The sequence below is a fragment of the Krasilnikovia sp. MM14-A1259 genome (assembly GCF_047159535.1).
Classification (GTDB): Bacteria; Actinomycetota; Actinomycetes; order Mycobacteriales; family Micromonosporaceae; genus Actinoplanes.
On record NZ_BAAGAJ010000002.1, the window covers coordinates 7,832,634 to 7,847,775 of the forward strand.

Consider the following 15,142-nt stretch of genomic DNA (forward strand, 5'->3'; position numbering starts at 1 on the left):
TCAGCGTCCCCGGAAGTCCGGGGTCCGCTTCTCGGCGAACGCGCGCGGACCCTCCTGCGCGTCCGCGCTCATGAAGACCGCCATCCCGAGACGGGACTCCAGTGTGAATGCGTCGTTCTCGGCCATGGCCTCGGTCTCCCGCATGGTGCGCAGAATGGCCTGGACCGCGAGCGGGCCGTTCGCCGCGATCGCCCCGGCCAGTTCCAGCGCTTTTCCGAGAGCCTGACCGTCCGGGACGACGTGCCCGATCAGGCCGATCTCGCGGGCCTCGGCCGCGGACAGGTGTCGGCCGGTGAGCAGCAGATCGGCCGCGACGGTGTACGGGATCTGCCGCGGCAGCCGGACCGCCGACCCGCCCAGCGGGAACAGCCCCCAGCGGGCCTCGGAGACACCGAACCGGGCGCTGCTGCCTGCCACCCGTACGTCGGTGGCCTGAAGGATCTCGGTGCCGCCCGCCACCGCCGGACCCTCCACCGCGGCCACCAGCGGCTTGGTCAGTCGCCGTCCCTTGAGCAACGCGTCGATCCGCGACAGGTCGGTGCCGCCGGCGCGGAAGCCGTCGCCGGGATGAGCCCGGGTCATCGCCTTCAGGTCGGCGCCGGCGCAGAACGCGCCACCGGCCCCGGTGAGCACGCACACCCGGATCTCCGGATCGCCGTCGACCCGGTCCCAGGCGCTGCGCATGATGGCGAGCATCTCGGGGGACAGCGCGTTGCGCACGTGCGGCCGGTTCATCGTCACGATGAGGACGGGTCCACGCTGCTCGACGAGCGCGTGCTGCTCCTGGGCTTCCACGCGGCCACCTCCGGCGCCTGGTTGGGGCTTGCCTGCGTACGGTAACACGTTCTACTTTCTGTTGATGGCGGCCAATATTGCGGACCTGTTCGAGCATGCGGTTGATGCCTTCGGTGGCCGCGTCGCGGTGGCGTGCGGCGCGCGCACGGTGCGGTACGCCGAGCTGGAGGAGTGCGCGAACCGGCTCGCCCACTTCCTGCGGGACCGCGGCGTCGGGGCGGGCGACCACGTCGGTCTCTACGCGGGCAACTCGATCGAGGCCGTGGCGGCCATGCTCGCGGTGTACAAGCTGCGCGCCGCGGTCGTGAACGTCAACTACCGGTACGTCGAGAACGAGTTGCAGTTCCTCTTCGCGGACGCCGACCTGACCGCGCTGATCCACGACCGCGGGTACGCGTCCCGGGTCGCCGCCGTGCTGCCGTCCGTGCCGGACCTGCGTACCGTCGTGGCCCTGCCGGACGGCACAGACGCCGACATCGGCCGGTACGGCGGCGTCGCGTACGCCGCCGCCCAGGCCGCCGGCGATCCGCGCCGGGACTTCGCGCCGCGTTCCGGCGACGACCGCTACCTGCTGTACACCGGCGGCACCACCGGCTACCCGAAGGGCGTCATCTGGCGCCACGAGGACGTGTGGCGGGTGCTCGGCGGCGGCATCGACTTCATGTCCGGGATCCCCCTCGACGACGAGTGGGCGCAATGCCGGCGCGGCGCCGAGACGGGCGGGATGGTGCGCCTCTGCCTCGCCCCGCTGATCCACGGCAACGCCCAGTGGGCGGCGCTGGCGGCCCTGTTCGCCGGCGACACCGTGGTGGTCCTGCCGCACTTCGACGCCGACGAGGTGTGGCGGGCGATCGACCGGCACCGGGTGAACGTGGTCGTGCTCATCGGCGACGCGATGGCCCGTCCGATCGTCGAGGCGTATCTGGCCGGCGGCCACGACGGATCATCACTGGTCGCCATCTCCTCCAGCGCCGCCCTGTTCTCGCCCGTGGTCAAGCGCCAATTCCTCGAAGCGCTGCCGAACGTGCTGGTCACCGACGCGATCGGCTCGTCGGAGACCGGCTTCGCGGGCCTCGGCGTGGTCACCGAGGGCGGCGCTGTCGACGGGCCGCGGGTCATGCCCGGCCCGCACACGATCGTGCTCGACGAGCGCGGCCGGCCGGCGCCGCCCGGCGTGATCGGCCGCCTGGCCCGTGGCGGGCACGTGCCGGTCGGCTACTACAAGGATCCGCAGCGGACCGCCGCGCTGCTGGCCGAGGTGGACGGCGTGCTCTACGCCGTACCCGGTGACCTGGCCCGCCTCGAATCGGACGGCACGATCACGCTGCTCGGCCGCGGCAACACGTGCGTGAACACCGGCGGAGAGAAGGTCTTCCCCGAGGAGGTCGAGGCCGCGCTCAAGGCCCACCCGGGCGTCTTCGACGCGCTGGTCATCGGCGTGCCCGACGAACGGCTCGGGCAGCGGGTGGCGGCGCTGATCCAGCCCCGGCCCGACGCTGCGCTCGACCCGGCGGACCTGGACGCTCACCTGCGCGGGCGGATCGCGGGCTACAAGGTGCCGCGCACGCTGTGGGTGGTGGACCTGATCGCCCGTACGCTCAGCGGCAAGGCGGACTACGGCTGGGCCCACGCGTACGCGCAGGAACACCCGGCCGAGGCGGTGTGCCGTGCGGACTGACCTGTGCGACCGGCTCGGCATCGACCACCCGATGGTCGGCTTCAGCCCGTCGGAGCACGTGGTGGCCGCGATCAGCCGGGCGGGTGGGCTCGGTGTGCTGGGCTGCGTACGCTTCAACGACCCCGACGAACTCGACGCGGTGCTGTCCTGGCTGGACGACGCGACCGGTGGCCGCCCGTACGGGGTGGACGTCGTGATGCCCAGTCACGCCCCGGCCGACGGCGCCCCGTCCGACCTGGATGTCCTGATCCCGGCCGGGCACCGGGATTTCGTCGAGCACACCCTGCTGCGCCTGGGCGTGCCCCCGGCCCTCGACGGCGAGTCGGATCGGGCGGGAGTGCTGGGCTGGCTCCATTCCGTGGCGCGCTCGCACGTGGAGGTGGCGCTCACCCACCCGATCCGGCTGATCGCCAACGCGCTCGGCCCCCCACCGCCCGACGTGACCGACCGGGCGCACGCGCACGGGGTGCCGGTGGCCGCCCTTGCGGGGCGTGCGGACCACGCCCGCAGCCACGTGGCCGGCGGCGTCGATCTGGTCGTGGCGCAGGGCTACGAGGCCGGCGGCCACACCGGTGAGATCGGCAGCATGGTGCTGATCCCGGAGATCGTCGATGCGGTCGGCGCGCAGGTGCCGGTCCTGGCCGCCGGCGGGATCGGCAGCGGCCGGCAGATCGCGGCGGCGCTGGCGCTCGGTGCGCGCGGCGTGTGGCTGGGCTCGATCTGGCTCGGCACCGAGGAGTACCGCAGCACTCCCGCGTTACGGGAAGCGCTGCTACGGGCCGGTTCCGGGGACACGGTGCGCAGCCGGATCTACAGCGGCAAACCGGCCCGCCTGCTGCGCAACCGCTGGACCGATGCCTGGAACGCGCCGGGCGCACCGGTGCCGCTGCCGATGCCGTTGCAGAATCTGCTGGTGGCGCAGGCGCACACCCGGCTGATGGAGTCCGGCGATCCGAGCGTGGTGCCGATGCCGGTCGGGCAGATCGTGGGCCGGATGAACGCGGTCCGGCCGGTCGCCGACGTGCTGGCCGACCTCGTCGCCGAGGCGGACGTCACACTGTCCCGCCTGGGCAGCCTGGGTCGGCCGGCGACTGGCGGGCAGGATTGAACGGGAGACGTCTATCGGGCGGGCGTGCGCACCATGTACACGTCCACCGGATCCTCCGTCTCGACCGTGAACGCGTGCCGCTCGTAGAGCCGCCGCGCCGCGCTGCCCTGAAGCACGTTCAGCCGGACCGGCGTGCCCTCGCGATCGCACTGCTCCAGCAGGCCACGCAGCACTGCCGTGCCGATGCCGCTGCCCTGCAGGTGCGGGGCCAGATAGAAATGTTCCAACCAATGGGCGTTCGCGGCTGGTCGAAGCGCCACGCAGCCGGCGAAAGCGCCGTCCACCTCGATCACCGACGTGTGTTCCGGCGCGAACCCGTCCCGCAGCCGTTGCCGTACCCGCTGCTCGTCATAGCGTCCGAGCCGCTGCAGATCCGCCCGCAGCACCACCGCCCGCAAATCCGCCGCCGGCTCGACGTCGGCTGGTGACGCCGGTCGGATCCTCCAGTCCGCCATGCTCGACAACCTACCGTCCGGCAGACTTCCTGGACCTGGGGTGGTGCTCCGCGCCCGTGAACCAGGCGGGACGATGACCGGGCGCACCCGTCCGCCGGAACCCACGCGCGTCGGACTTGGCTGAACAGTCGCCGCGGGACCGCGAACACATCGCGATGGCGGATGCGCAGGTCGAGATTTTCCGAGGGTGACGTGGTTCGGCCCGTTCCCACGGCGACGTGGGGTGATCATGTCGGTATGGAACGTTACACGTACAAGGTCGTCGAGCTTCGCGAAAAGATGATCGGCGGAAAGATGTCCGGGGCGAAGCTCGAAGAGACCCTGAACGAGCACGCCACGCAAGGCTGGCGTCTCAAGACGATCACGTCGGCGGAGGTCAAGGGCCGCATAGGTCCCGGCGGCGTCGAGGGACTCCTCGTGACATTCGAGCGCCCCGTCGCCTAGCTTCCCCCGGGGCCGCCCGGTTCTGCCGCCGCACGAGCATCACGTATTCCATGATCAGGGAGACCACCAACCAGGTGGTGACCCATCCGGGTGCGCGTCGGGCTGACCGTGCGCGGCCAAGGCTCGCAGCTGCGCGGTCGCGCCCCCGAGCAGGAACTCGTGGTACTTGGCGGCGAGAAAGTAGCGGTGCAGCGGGTACTCCAGGTCGATGCCGACGCCGCCGTGCACGTGTACGGCCGTGTGCACCACCCGGTGGCCTGCCTCGGCGGCCCAGAAGCCGGCGGTGGCGACCGCCGGATCCGCTGCCGGGTGTTGCCCGGTCAGCCGCCACACCGCCTGCCACAGCGTGAGCCGCAGCGCCTCGACGTCGATGTACGCGTCGGCCAGCCGCTGGGCGACGGCCTGGAACGCGCCGATCGGCCGGCCGAACTGGACCCGGGAGCGGGCGTACTGCGCGGTCATCTCCAACGCACGCTCGACCACGCCGAGCTGCGCCGCGGCGGCCCCGACGGTCGTGTACGCGGTCAGCCACGCGCCGGCCGCAGCGTCGCCGAGCCGCCGCTCGTCGGGCACGGCGACCTCGGCGAGCCGCACCAGGCCGGCGCCGGGCCCGCCCGCCACATGTTGCGCCTCGACGTGCACGCCGGGGTCGCCGGGCTCGATGAGAAACACCCCGGCCCCGTCGGCCGGCACGAGGATGAGGGCGGCGTCGGGGGCCGCCGGGACGGCCGGGATCGTGCCGTCCAGCCGCCAGCCGCCACCGGGATCCCGGCGCGCGCGGGCGGGAGCGCCCGCGGCGGTGAGTACCACCTCGCCCCGGCTCGCGGGCACGGCCCACTCGCTCACCTGCTGCTCGGTGCCGAAGCGGGCCAGCGCGCCCGCAGCCACCACGATGGACGGCAGGTACGGCACGGTGGCCGCGGCCCGGCCCAGCTCGGTCAGGATCGCGCACTGCTCCAGCAGGCCGTATCCGTCGCCGCCGGCCCGCTTGGGCAGCGCGGCACCGAGCACGCCGGCCTCCGCCAGGGCTCGCCACAGCGGCCGGCCGGAGCCGGTCAGGTCCCGGGTCAGAGTGGTCAGGTCGTGCGCCTCGGCGCTCAACGAGAAGTCCACGTCGTACTCCCTATCGGTGGACCGGCAGGCCGAGCGTGCCGGCCGCGATGATGTCGCGCTGCACCTCGTTGGTGCCGCCGCCGAACGTGAGGATCAGCGAGGCCCGGTGCAGTCGTTCGATCCGGCCGTGCAGCAGTGCGCCGGGCGAGCCGTCCCGCACCGTTGCGGCAGGTCCCAGCACCTCCATGAGCAGCCGGTACGCCTCGACCGACAGTTCGGTGCCGTACACCTTCCCGGCTGAGGCCCGCACCGCGGCGGGCGAGTCGTCGGCGCCGGCCGCCACCCGCCAGTTGAACAGCTTCAACGCCTCGGTCCGGGCGTGCACGCGGGCCAGATGCAGGCGAACCCACTCCTGATCGATCACCGGCCGGCCGTCCGGCAGCAGGGTTTCCGCGGCCCAGCCGGTGACCTCGCGCAGTGCCCGGCGCAGCGGGGCGGTCGGGGTCAGCGCCACCCGCTCGTGGTTGAGCTGGTCGGTGATCAGCGCCCAGCCCTGGTTCTCCACGCCGACCAGGGCAGACGTCGGCACCCGCACCTCGGCGTAGTAGGTCGCGCTGGTCGTCACCCCGGCGACGGTGCGGACCGGTGTCCAGGAGAAGCCGGGCGCGTCGGTGGGCACGAGGATGATGGACAGGCCCTTGTGCCGGGGCGCGTCGCTCGTGCGGCAGGCCAGCCAGACGTAGTCGGCGTACTGGATGAGGCTGGTCCACATCTTCTGCCCGGTGATGACGTACTCGTCGCCGTCGCGGACCGCCCTGGTGCGCAGTGCCGCGAGGTCGGTGCCGGCGTCCGGCTCGGAGTAGCCGATGGAGAAGTGCAGCTGCCCGGACGCGATCCGCGGCAGCAGCTCGGCGCGCTGCTGCGGCGTACCGTGCCGCATGATGGCCGGGCCCACCGTGGAGAGTGTCAGGAACGGCACCGGCACCCCGGCCATCGCCGCCTCGTCGGCGAAGATGAGCTGGTCCATGGGGGAGCGGCCGGCGCCGCCGAACTCGGTGGGCCAGCCCAGCGCGAGCCAGCCGTCGCGGCCCAGCCGCCGGACCACTGCACGGTACGCGCTGCCGTCGCCGTACTCACCTTCGTTGCCGGTGAGCGAGGCGCGCAGCGCGGGGGTCATCAGATCACCGAAGTACGCCCGCAACTCGTGACGCAACTGCTCCTGCTCCGGTGTGTATCCCACGTGCATAGGTCACCCCGCCCCGGTAAATTAGAACAAGTTCTAGTAGACGGCACCGGGTGGGAGGCGTCAACCGTGGAGGCGTATCTGGTGGGTGCGGTCCGTACGCCGGTCGGGCGCCGCGGAGGCGCCCTGTCCACGATGCATCCGGCGGACCTCGGGGCGCACGCGATCACCACACTGCTGGCCCGCACCGGCGCCGACCCGGCCGCGATCGACGACGTGATCCTCGGCTGCGTGGACACGCTCGGCCCGCAGTCCGGCGACATCGCGCGTACCTGCTGGCTCGCCGCGGGTCTGCCCGAGCACGTGCCGGGCGTGACGGTCGACCGGCAATGCGGCTCCGCCCAGCAGGCGGTGCATTTCGCGGCGCAGGCCGTCATGAGCGGCACGGCCGACCTCGTGGTGGCCGGCGGGGTGCAGAGCATGAGCCACGTACCGATCGGCAGCGCGATGGCCCCGCACGGGCCGTACGCCGGCTCGGCCGGCTGGCACGCCCGCTACGGCGAGCAGGAGATCTCCCAGTTCCGCAGCGCCGACGAGATCGCCGCCCGGTGGGGCCTGACCCGCGCCGACCTGGAGGAGTACGCGCTGGCCAGCCACCGGCGGGCGGTCCGCGCGATCGATGCGGGCCGGTTCCGGGCCGAGATCGCGCCACTGGCCGGATGCGACACGGACGAGTGCCCGCGCCGCGACACCTGCGCCGAACGCATGGCCGTCCTCGGCCCGCTGCGCCCCGGCGGCGCCACGACCGCGGCCACGTCCAGCCAGCTCGCCGACGGCGCCGCCGCCCTGCTCGTCGCGTCCGGCCGGGCACTGCTCACGTACGGGCTGCGGCCCCGCGCCCGGATCCGGCACCTGTCCGCGCGCGGCGACGACCCCGTACTGATGCTCACCGCGCCGATCGCGGCCACCGCCCACGCGCTCGCCCGCGCCGGGCTGACCGTCGCCGACATCGACCTGTTCGAGGTCAACGAAGCGTTCGCCGCCGTCGTGCTGGCCTGGCTGCGCGACACCGGCGCCGACCCGCAGCGGGTCAACGTCAACGGCGGCGCCGTCGCGCTCGGCCACCCGCTCGGCGCCACCGGGGCCCGGCTGCTCACCACGCTGCTGCACGAACTGGAACGCACCGGCGGCCGGTACGGCCTGCTGACCATGTGCGAGGGCGGCGGCCAGGCCAACGTCACCGTGATCGAACGGTGCTGAGCTCGTCCAGGCGGTCGTCCGCCTCCCGCATGATCCGCTCGATGAGCGCGGCGCAGGACGGCAGGTCGTCGATCAGCCCGACCACCTGACCGGCCGGCATCACGCCGGAGGCGGGGCGACCCTCCACCATCGAGACGCGCAGCAGGGCCGGGGTGTTGGCCGCCATCAGGGTCTGCGCCCACGACAGCTCACGACCGTGCCGCGCGGCGCGGCCCGCCCGCAGCATGGCCGGCCACGACAGGCCGGCCTCCCGACGGTACGCGCCGGCGTGCCGCACCGACCGCACCAGTGCGGCGAGCCGCCCGGAGCGTTCGAGGTCCTCGACCAGCGGGGTACGCAGCACCCGGTGCGGCACCCCGTCGACCCGTGTGGTGACCACCGTGTCCGTTACCGAGGCGGCCAGGTACCGCTGCTTGACCTGCGCGCCGACCGGGCTGTCCGAGGTGAGCAGGAACCGGGTGCCCATCGCGATCCCGGCCGCGCCGTACGCCAGAGCGGCCACCAGCCCACGGCCGTCGAAGAATCCGCCGGCCGCCACGACCGGAACGCCGACCGCGTCGGCCACCTGCGGCAACAGCAGCGACGTCGGCACCTGCCCGGTGTGACCGCCGCCCTCGCCACCCTGCACGAGCACCGCGTCCACGCCCCAGCCGGCCACCTTCACGGCGTGCCGTACGGCACCGATCGAGGGCATCGTGAGCACCCCGCCGTCGGCGCACCGGCGGACCAGGTCGCGGCTGGGCGCCAACGCGAATGAGGCAAGACCTACCCGTTCACGAACCAGCAGGTCGACGCGGTCCACGGCGTCCGGGGCGTCCGCGCGCAGGTTCACCCCGAACGGCGCGCCCGTACGCTGCCGAACCTCCCGGATCGTGGCGGCCAGCCGGTCGAGACTCATCGTGGCCGAGGCGACGATGCCGAACCCGCCCGCCTCGGAGGTGGCCGCGACCAGTGCGGCACCGGCCACGTAACCCATGCCGGTCTGCACGATCGGGTACGGGCAGCCGAGCAGCTCGGTCAGCCGGGTCCTCATCGGATCTCCCGCTCGCGCAGGCCCTGCGGATCCAGGCGGTCCCGGATCAGCGCCAGCTCGTCGTCGGTGGGCCACCGGGTCGGCGGCACCTCGTCCGCCATCGCCAGCGGGAAACCGGTGGCGCGCACCACCTCGGGCACGGTCACACCCGGGTGGACCGAGCGCAGCCGCAGGGAGTGGTCCGGGGTCGCGAAGTCCAGCACCCCGAGGTTGGTGACCACGATCCGGATCTCGTGGAACCGGTTGGCCGGCGCCCCGAGCGCCGCGGCCCGGTCGTACCCGATACCGCACACCATGTCGACCCGCTCGACGAACGTCCGCGGCGAGTGCCGCGGCACCCAGTAGCTGGTGACGTGGTTGATGGTGTTGCCCGGCGCGCCCCGCACGCCGAGAAGCTGGGAGTCGGGCCGGGCCCAGTCGCCGATGCAGGAGATGTTCTGATTGCCGTACCGGTCGAGCTGGCTGGCCCCCATCATCACGTGCCGCCGGCCCGCCGCCACCACCTGGAAGACGGCACGGTACGGCAACCAGCCCTCGCCCTCGCCGTCGCTGTTCACGAGCGTGGCTTCCCCGTCGCTGAGCACCAGATCGGGCGCGAACGTGAGCTGCGCCAGCCGGGCGCCCAGGCGGGGGATCGGTGCCATCGGACCGGCCAGGATCGCGCCGTCGCCACGCCACGCCTCGGCGCACGCCACCACACACACCTCGGCCCGGCTCGCGTCAGTCATCGCCGCCGCACCGCCGCCTGGTAGTCGTCCTCGTCCCCGTCCAGGTAGGTGGCGCGGAACCGGTCCCAGTCCGCCGGGCTGGCCGCCGCTTCCGCGTACTCGCGCTGGAACGCCTCGTCGCGCTCGTAGTCGGGGGCGCAGCTCGTGAAGTGCGCACCGTGCGGGGTGACCACGACGCCGTCGACCATCATGCGGTTGACCAGCAGTCCCTGCGGGGGGCCGGCGGCCACCAAGTCGTCGGTGCCGACCAGTCGCTCGCAGGACACGAAGCAGCGCCGCGCGGCGAGGCAGAACAGGTCGTCGAAGTATGGGTCGGGGCCAAGGTAGCGTCCGTTGCCCCGGCCGTCGGCCCGGTTGAGGTGGATCAGCGCGGCGTCCAGCGGCCACGCCGGCGCGGCGACCAGCTCCTCGCGGTCGGGATACGGCGAACGGACCGTACGCAGGCCGGGATTGACCCGCAGCACGTCGGAACCCAGCCCCGCCCGGGTCGGCAGGAACGGCAGCCGGTGCGCCGCCGCCAGAAGCCCCCAGTAAAGCATTCCTTCGTCCAGCTCGGTCAGCTCCAGGGCCGCCTCGTGCCGGGCCCGCCGGAAGTGCGGCTCCAGCGCGATGCTGTCCAACGAGACGAAACCGGTGACCAGCCGCCGCACGCAGCCCGCCGCGACCAGCAGCCCGACGTCGGGACCGCCGAAGCTGACCACGGTCAGGCCGGTCAGACCGGCGCGGGCGATCGCGCGGACCAGCGCCATCGGTTTGCGCCGCGACCCCCAACCGCCGATCCCGATGGTCATGCCGCTGCGCACTTCGCCGACCACCTCGGCGACCGTCATCAGCTTGTCCGAGGTCAACGTCCCTCCACGAATCGCTGCCGGGCGGAGTCGCCCGCGCCATCGAGGTTCAGTTCGAACGTGAAGCCCTGCTCGAACCGGTACGACCGTTTGACGTCGACCGGGTCGATCCCGTTGAGCGATTCCTTGGCCCGCCGGATCACCGTCGGATCCTTCGCCGCGATCTGCTCGGCCACCGCACGTGCCGCCGCGCGGAGCCGGGCGGCAGGGACCACTTCGAGCACCGTGCCGAAGCGGTGCAACTGTGGGGCGCTGACCGTCCGGCAGGTGTAGACCATCGTGCGCATCAGTTGCGGCGGCACCAGGCGCGCCAGGTGGGTGGCCGCGCCGAGCGCTCCGCGGTCCACTTCGGGCAGACCGAACGTGGCGTCGTCGGCCGCGACGACCAGGTCGGCGTTGCCGGCCAGTCCGATTCCGCCGCCCAGGCAGAAGCCGTGCACCGCGGCGATCACCGGAACCGGGCAGTCGTACACCGCCGCGAACGCCTCGGCGCAGCCGCGGTTGGCGGCCAGCAGCGCCTCATGGCCGGGGGCGCGCTGCATCTCCTTGATGTCCACACCGGCGCAGAAGCCGCGGCCCTCGGCCGCCAGCACCACCACGCGCGTGCCCCGGTCGGACCCGGCCGCGGTCAGGGCCTCGGCCAGCTCCCGCCAGCCCTCCGCGGGCACCGCATTGACCGGCGGGAAGTCGATGACGACTTCGGCGACGGCAGCCTGACGCACGTGTACGCCCACGTCGCCAGGCTAACCTAGCGCTTGCTTGGGAGGCTACCGTTGGCCGATGGACTCCATCGGCTTCTCCGGCCGCGGTGTCGTGGTCACCGGCGGGACGCGGGGGATCGGCGCCGCGATCGCCCACGCCTTCCTCACTGCCGGAGCCCGGGTGTTGGTCTGCGGACGGCACGCGCCAGCCTGGGCGTCTTCCGACGGCGCGACGCAGGAGCCGCCTGCGGGCGGCGCGACGCCAGGATCGCCCACGGGCGGCACGATGCGCGGATCGCCGCCGGGCGGTGTGATGCCCGAGTTCGTCCAGGCCGATGTCCGCGATCCCGAGCAGGCCCGCGCGCTGGTGGACGCGGCAGTAGACAGGTTCGGACGCCTCGACGTCCTGGTGAACAACGCCGGGGGAGCGCCCTTCGCCGCGGCGGACACCGCCTCCCCCCGGTTCCACGCGAAGGTCATCGAACTCAACCTGATCGCCCCGCTGCACGTGTCCCAGGCGGCCAACGCGGTCATGCAGGATCAACCCGGCGGCGGGGTCATCCTCATGGTGGGCAGCGTCAGCGGGGTACGCCCGTCGCCCGGCACCGCCGCGTACGGTGCGGCCAAGGCCGGGTTGCACCACCTGGCGACCAGCCTGGCCATGGAATGGGCGCCGAAAGTCCGGGTGAACAGCCTGGTCGTCGGGCCCGTGACGACCGCAGCGCCGGGCTCGAATGTGGACGCCGAGGCGGTGGCCCGCACTGTCGCGCTGGGCCGGGCCGCGATGCCCGCCGAGGTCGCCGCCGCCTGCCTGCTGCTCGCGTCTCCGCTTGCCGGATACGTCAGCGGGGCCGCATTGGCCGTGCACGGCGGCGGCGAATGGCCGGGGTATCTGGCGGACCTCTGGGCTCTGGCGTACCCTCCGCAGAAATAGAACCTGTTCCAGATTGTCGCTCGCCGGAGGTGTCGCATGGTTCTCTCGATCAAGCCCAGGCGGGACGCGGCCGGACTGACCACCGGCGAACTGCTCATCGACGGCAGGTGGCGGCCCGCCGCGCACGATCGCACCTGGACACACCGGCACCCGGCCACCGCGGAGGAGGTCGGCGAGTTCGCGGTGGCCGAGGCCGTCGACGTCGACGCGGCCGCCCGCAGCGCCCGTCGCGCATTCGACGAGGGGCCGTGGCCCCGCTCCCGGGCCAAGGAACGGATCCGGGTGCTGCGCCGGATCGCCGAGCTGGTGCGTGCGCACGGCGCTGAGCTGCTGGCCCTGCAGGCGCTGGACAACGGTGTGCCGATCAGTTTCGGCGAGGCCTACGCGATGTCGATGGAGTGTGTCGCCGACGTCTTCGACCACCACGCCGGCTGGGTGGACAAGCTGGGTGGCGAGACCCTGCCGGGCTACCAGGGCGGCGAACACCTCGTACTGACCCTGCGCGAGCCGCTCGGCGTGGTGGCCGCGGTGATCGCCTGGAACGCGCCGCTGCTGCTCGCCGCGCAGAAGCTCGCGCCCGCACTGGCCGCCGGCTGCACCGTGGTGCTCAAGCCGTCCGAATTCGCGACGTTCGCGGTGCTGCGCCTGGCCCGGCTGATCGAGGAGGCGGGCCTGCCGCCCGGCGTGCTCAACGTGGTCACCGGCCCCGGCGAGCCGACCGGCGACGCGCTGATCAACCACCCGTTGGTCGACAAGGTCTCCTTCACCGGCAGCCGTGCGGTGGGCCGGCGGGTGCTGGCCGCCGCGGCCGACGGGGTGAAGCGGGTCAGCCTCGAACTCGGCGGCAAGAGCCCGTCGGTCGTGTTTCCCGACGCCGACGTGTTCGCCGCAGCGACCACCACGATGGGCACGGTCACGCTGGGACTGTCCGGCCAGGCATGCGTCGCCCACACCCGGGCACTGGTCCACCGCGACGTGTACGACCAGTTCGTGGCGCTGGCCGAAGGCACGGCGGGCCTGGTCAACTACGGTGATCCGTTCCACCCCGAGACCACCGCTGCGGCGCTGATCAACGAACGGCAACTCACCCGCGTATTGGACTACATCGCACGCGGGCAGCAGGACGGCGCCCGGCTGGTCTGCGGCGGCACCCGCGCCGACGGCGAACTGGCGGCCGGCAACTTCGTGGCCCCGACGGTCTTCGCCGACGTACGCAACGACGCCGCCATCGCCCAGGAGGAGATCTTCGGGCCGGTCCTGGCCGTGGTGCCGTTCACCGACGAGGACGAGGCCGTCCGGCTGGCCAACGACACCTCGTACGGGCTGGCCGGGATGGTGTGGACCGCGGACCTCAAACGTGCGATGCGGATGGCCCGCGCGGTGCGCGCCGGCACGATCGGCGTGAACGGCTATCAGTTGGAGCCGCACGTGGCGTTCGGCGGATTCGGCCGGTCCGGGCTCGGGCGCGAGGGCGGGCGCGGCTCGATCGAGGCGTACACCGAGGTGAAGACGGTCCTGGTGCCGACCACCGACGAGCTCATGTGACCAGGCGGCGATGGTCCCAGGTGACCACCTGGCGTGGCTCGACCAGGAAGGCGACACGCTTCGCCGCGGCACGCGCCACGTACTCGTCGAGCACACCGGGCAGCGAGCCGCTGTCCGGTGCGCCCGGCAGGCGGGCCGCCACCAGCCGGCCGATCTCAGCCACTCCGGCCGGGTCGTCGATCCGCCGCACGGTCCCGGTCACCTGGACGCCGCGCAACTCGAAGTAGTCCTCGCCGTCCTCGACCAGGCAGGTCACGCGGGGGTCGCGGGCCAGATTGCGCGCCTTGCGCGAGGCGCGGTACGTCCAGAACGCCACCTGGCCGTCCTGCAGCCCGTAGAACATCGTCACGAGGTGCGGCGTGCCGTCCGGGTTGATGGTGGCGAGCTGCATCTTGCGCGCGCCGGCCAGCATCGCGGCGGTCTCGTCGGCCGGCATCGTCACGGCGGCCCGCTGGTTCACCGATCCTCGCCGAACGTGGCCGCGGCCAGCGGCAGCGTCTCCTCGCAGACGAAGCCCGGCTGCGGTGGATCGCCCGTGAACACCGGCGCCAGAGCGGCGTCCAGCTCGGTCGCCGACCACTGCCCGTCCTGGGCACGGAAGCTCGCCCGCACCGTCGGCGGCCCGAGCACCGCCACCACGTCACTGTGCACCACGAAGACCTCGCCGGTGATCCGCGCGCCGGCCGGGCCGGCCAGGTAGGTCACCAGAGGGGCGACCCGCTGCGGTGAAAGCGGATCCGGCCCGTCCGGCGGCGGGCCCATCAGGTCCCCGGTCATCGCGGTGCGAGCGCGCGGGCAGATGGCGTTGGCGCGCACGCCGTGGCGGGCGCAGCCGCGCGCGGTGGTCAGGGTCAGCGCGACGATGCCGCCCTTGGCGGCGGCGTAGTTGGGTTGACCGGCGGAGCCGAGCAGGAACGCCTCGGACGAGGTGTTCACGATCCGGGCGTACACCGGTGCGCCGGTCGTTTTGCTCCGCTCCCGCCAGTACGCCGTGGCGAACCGGGTGGTGACGAAGTGGCCGCGTAGATGCACCCGGATCACCGAGTCCCATTCCTGCTCGGACATCGCGAAGACCATCCGGTCGCGCAGCACGCCGGCGTTGTTGACCAGGATGTCGAGCCCGCCGAACGCCTCGACCGCCCGGCGCACCAGGGCCTCGCCGGTCGAGAAGTCCGCGACGTCGCCGGGGCAGAGCACCGCCTCACCGCCGGCTGCGCGGATCGTCTCGCCCACCGTTTCCAACGCCGCGCCGGGCAGGTCGTTGAGCACCAGCCGGGCGCCCGCGGCGGCGAGGGCGACGGCTTCGGCCGCGCCGAGACCGTTTCCCGCGCCGGTGACTGCGGCGACCCGTCCGGCGAGCAGCTTCGCGCCCATGTC

16 protein-coding genes are annotated in these 15,142 nt (G+C 73.0%); 6 read left to right on the forward strand and 10 right to left on the reverse strand.

The features are described 5' to 3' along the window. Window positions 1–795: a crotonase/enoyl-CoA hydratase family protein gene (locus tag ACMCNK_RS35320; protein WP_412740672.1), complete on the reverse strand. Its 795-nt coding sequence runs from the start codon at window positions 793–795 to the stop codon at window positions 1–3. Window positions 796–859: 64 nt separating this feature from the next. On the opposite strand from ACMCNK_RS35320, the gene ACMCNK_RS35325 reads away from it, so the two are divergent. Continuing rightward, window positions 860–2,473 carry an acyl-CoA synthetase gene (locus ACMCNK_RS35325; protein ID WP_412740673.1) on the forward strand — a complete coding sequence of 538 codons (1,614 nt, stop codon included), beginning with the start codon at window positions 860–862 and terminating at the stop codon, window positions 2,471–2,473. Beyond that, window positions 2,463–3,581: an NAD(P)H-dependent flavin oxidoreductase gene (locus tag ACMCNK_RS35330; RefSeq protein WP_412740674.1), complete on the forward strand. Its 1,119-nt coding sequence runs from the start codon at window positions 2,463–2,465 to the stop codon at window positions 3,579–3,581. The genes ACMCNK_RS35325 and ACMCNK_RS35330 overlap by 11 nt, the downstream gene beginning before the upstream one ends. 11 nt (window positions 3,582–3,592) lie before the next feature. On the opposite strand, the gene ACMCNK_RS35335 is transcribed toward ACMCNK_RS35330, so the two are convergent. After that, window positions 3,593–4,036, reverse strand: coding sequence for an N-acetyltransferase family protein (locus tag ACMCNK_RS35335; protein ID WP_412740675.1), 444 nt, complete (start codon window positions 4,034–4,036; stop codon window positions 3,593–3,595). Between the two features lie 237 nt (window positions 4,037–4,273). Here ACMCNK_RS35335 and ACMCNK_RS35340 point away from each other — a divergent pair, with 237 nt between their 5' ends. Beyond that, on the forward strand, window positions 4,274–4,480 hold the full coding sequence (locus ACMCNK_RS35340) for a DUF4177 domain-containing protein (protein ID WP_412740676.1): 207 nt from the start codon (window positions 4,274–4,276) through the stop codon (window positions 4,478–4,480). Between the two features lie 54 nt (window positions 4,481–4,534). Here ACMCNK_RS35340 and ACMCNK_RS35345 read toward each other — a convergent pair whose 3' ends face one another. Together ACMCNK_RS35345 and ACMCNK_RS35350 are read right to left on the reverse strand one after the other, a co-directional pair. Beyond that, window positions 4,535–5,593 carry an acyl-CoA dehydrogenase family protein gene (locus ACMCNK_RS35345; RefSeq protein WP_412740677.1) on the reverse strand — a complete coding sequence of 353 codons (1,059 nt, stop codon included), beginning with the start codon at window positions 5,591–5,593 and terminating at the stop codon, window positions 4,535–4,537. Between the two features lie 10 nt (window positions 5,594–5,603). Beyond that, the gene (locus ACMCNK_RS35350; protein WP_412740678.1) at window positions 5,604–6,779 is read right to left on the reverse strand and encodes an acyl-CoA dehydrogenase family protein; all 1,176 of its coding nucleotides are present in this window, start codon (window positions 6,777–6,779) and stop codon (window positions 5,604–5,606) included. A 66-nt stretch (window positions 6,780–6,845) separates the two neighbouring features. Here ACMCNK_RS35350 and ACMCNK_RS35355 point away from each other — a divergent pair, with 66 nt between their 5' ends. Further along, a complete protein-coding gene (locus tag ACMCNK_RS35355) occupies window positions 6,846–7,976 on the forward strand; it encodes an acetyl-CoA C-acetyltransferase (protein ID WP_412740679.1) in 1,131 nt (376 codons plus the stop codon). Here the strand turns inward: ACMCNK_RS35355 and ACMCNK_RS35360 are convergent. Genes ACMCNK_RS35360 through ACMCNK_RS35375 form a run of 4 tightly spaced genes read right to left on the reverse strand, consistent with a single transcriptional unit; the run spans window position 7,954 to window position 11,319 of the window. Then, window positions 7,954–9,009 carry an NAD(P)H-dependent flavin oxidoreductase gene (locus ACMCNK_RS35360; RefSeq protein ID WP_412740680.1) on the reverse strand — a complete coding sequence of 352 codons (1,056 nt, stop codon included), beginning with the start codon at window positions 9,007–9,009 and terminating at the stop codon, window positions 7,954–7,956. The two genes, ACMCNK_RS35355 and ACMCNK_RS35360, sit on opposite strands and share 23 nt — an antisense overlap. Next, entirely contained in the window at window positions 9,006–9,737 is a 732-nt protein-coding gene (locus ACMCNK_RS35365) for a CoA-transferase subunit beta (protein WP_412740681.1), read from the reverse strand. The genes ACMCNK_RS35360 and ACMCNK_RS35365 overlap by 4 nt, the downstream gene beginning before the upstream one ends. Then, complete coding sequence (locus tag ACMCNK_RS35370) at window positions 9,734–10,567, reverse strand: CoA transferase subunit A (RefSeq protein ID WP_412741085.1); 834 nt, start codon at window positions 10,565–10,567, stop codon at window positions 9,734–9,736. The genes ACMCNK_RS35365 and ACMCNK_RS35370 overlap by 4 nt, the downstream gene beginning before the upstream one ends. A 14-nt stretch (window positions 10,568–10,581) precedes the next feature. Next, entirely contained in the window at window positions 10,582–11,319 is a 738-nt protein-coding gene (locus ACMCNK_RS35375) for an enoyl-CoA hydratase family protein (protein WP_412740682.1), read from the reverse strand. A 46-nt stretch (window positions 11,320–11,365) separates the two neighbouring features. On the opposite strand from ACMCNK_RS35375, the gene ACMCNK_RS35380 reads away from it, so the two are divergent. Together ACMCNK_RS35380 and ACMCNK_RS35385 are read left to right on the forward strand one after the other, a co-directional pair. After that, on the forward strand, window positions 11,366–12,220 hold the full coding sequence (locus tag ACMCNK_RS35380; RefSeq protein ID WP_412740683.1) for an SDR family oxidoreductase: 855 nt from the start codon (window positions 11,366–11,368) through the stop codon (window positions 12,218–12,220). Between the two features lie 36 nt (window positions 12,221–12,256). Continuing rightward, window positions 12,257–13,765 (forward strand): aldehyde dehydrogenase family protein, encoded by a 1,509-nt coding sequence (locus ACMCNK_RS35385; RefSeq protein WP_412740684.1) that lies wholly within the window; start codon window positions 12,257–12,259, stop codon window positions 13,763–13,765. On the opposite strand, the gene ACMCNK_RS35390 is transcribed toward ACMCNK_RS35385, so the two are convergent. Next, entirely contained in the window at window positions 13,758–14,225 is a 468-nt protein-coding gene (locus ACMCNK_RS35390) for a pyridoxamine 5'-phosphate oxidase family protein (RefSeq protein WP_412740685.1), read from the reverse strand. The genes ACMCNK_RS35385 and ACMCNK_RS35390 overlap by 8 nt on opposite strands. Then, window positions 14,222–15,139: an SDR family NAD(P)-dependent oxidoreductase gene (locus ACMCNK_RS35395; protein WP_412740686.1), complete on the reverse strand. Its 918-nt coding sequence runs from the start codon at window positions 15,137–15,139 to the stop codon at window positions 14,222–14,224. The genes ACMCNK_RS35390 and ACMCNK_RS35395 overlap by 4 nt, the downstream gene beginning before the upstream one ends. Window positions 15,140–15,142 lie beyond the last annotated feature (3 nt).

Coding starts and splice junctions, on each gene's coding strand:
- ACMCNK_RS35325 (WP_412740673.1), top strand. CDS start 860: ATGGCGGCCAATATTGCGGACCTGTTCGAGCATGCGGTTGATGCCTTC.
- ACMCNK_RS35395 (WP_412740686.1), bottom strand. CDS start 15,139: ATGGGCGCGAAGCTGCTCGCCGGACGGGTCGCCGCAGTCACCGGCGCG.
- ACMCNK_RS35380 (WP_412740683.1), top strand. CDS start 11,366: ATGGACTCCATCGGCTTCTCCGGCCGCGGTGTCGTGGTCACCGGCGGG.
- ACMCNK_RS35335 (WP_412740675.1), bottom strand. CDS start 4,036: ATGGCGGACTGGAGGATCCGACCGGCGTCACCAGCCGACGTCGAGCCG.
- ACMCNK_RS35340 (WP_412740676.1), top strand. CDS start 4,274: ATGGAACGTTACACGTACAAGGTCGTCGAGCTTCGCGAAAAGATGATC.
- ACMCNK_RS35385 (WP_412740684.1), top strand. CDS start 12,257: ATGGTTCTCTCGATCAAGCCCAGGCGGGACGCGGCCGGACTGACCACC.
- ACMCNK_RS35365 (WP_412740681.1), bottom strand. CDS start 9,737: ATGACTGACGCGAGCCGGGCCGAGGTGTGTGTGGTGGCGTGCGCCGAG.
- ACMCNK_RS35370 (WP_412741085.1), bottom strand. CDS start 10,567: ATGACGGTCGCCGAGGTGGTCGGCGAAGTGCGCAGCGGCATGACCATC.
- ACMCNK_RS35350 (WP_412740678.1), bottom strand. CDS start 6,779: ATGCACGTGGGATACACACCGGAGCAGGAGCAGTTGCGTCACGAGTTG.
- ACMCNK_RS35360 (WP_412740680.1), bottom strand. CDS start 9,009: ATGAGGACCCGGCTGACCGAGCTGCTCGGCTGCCCGTACCCGATCGTG.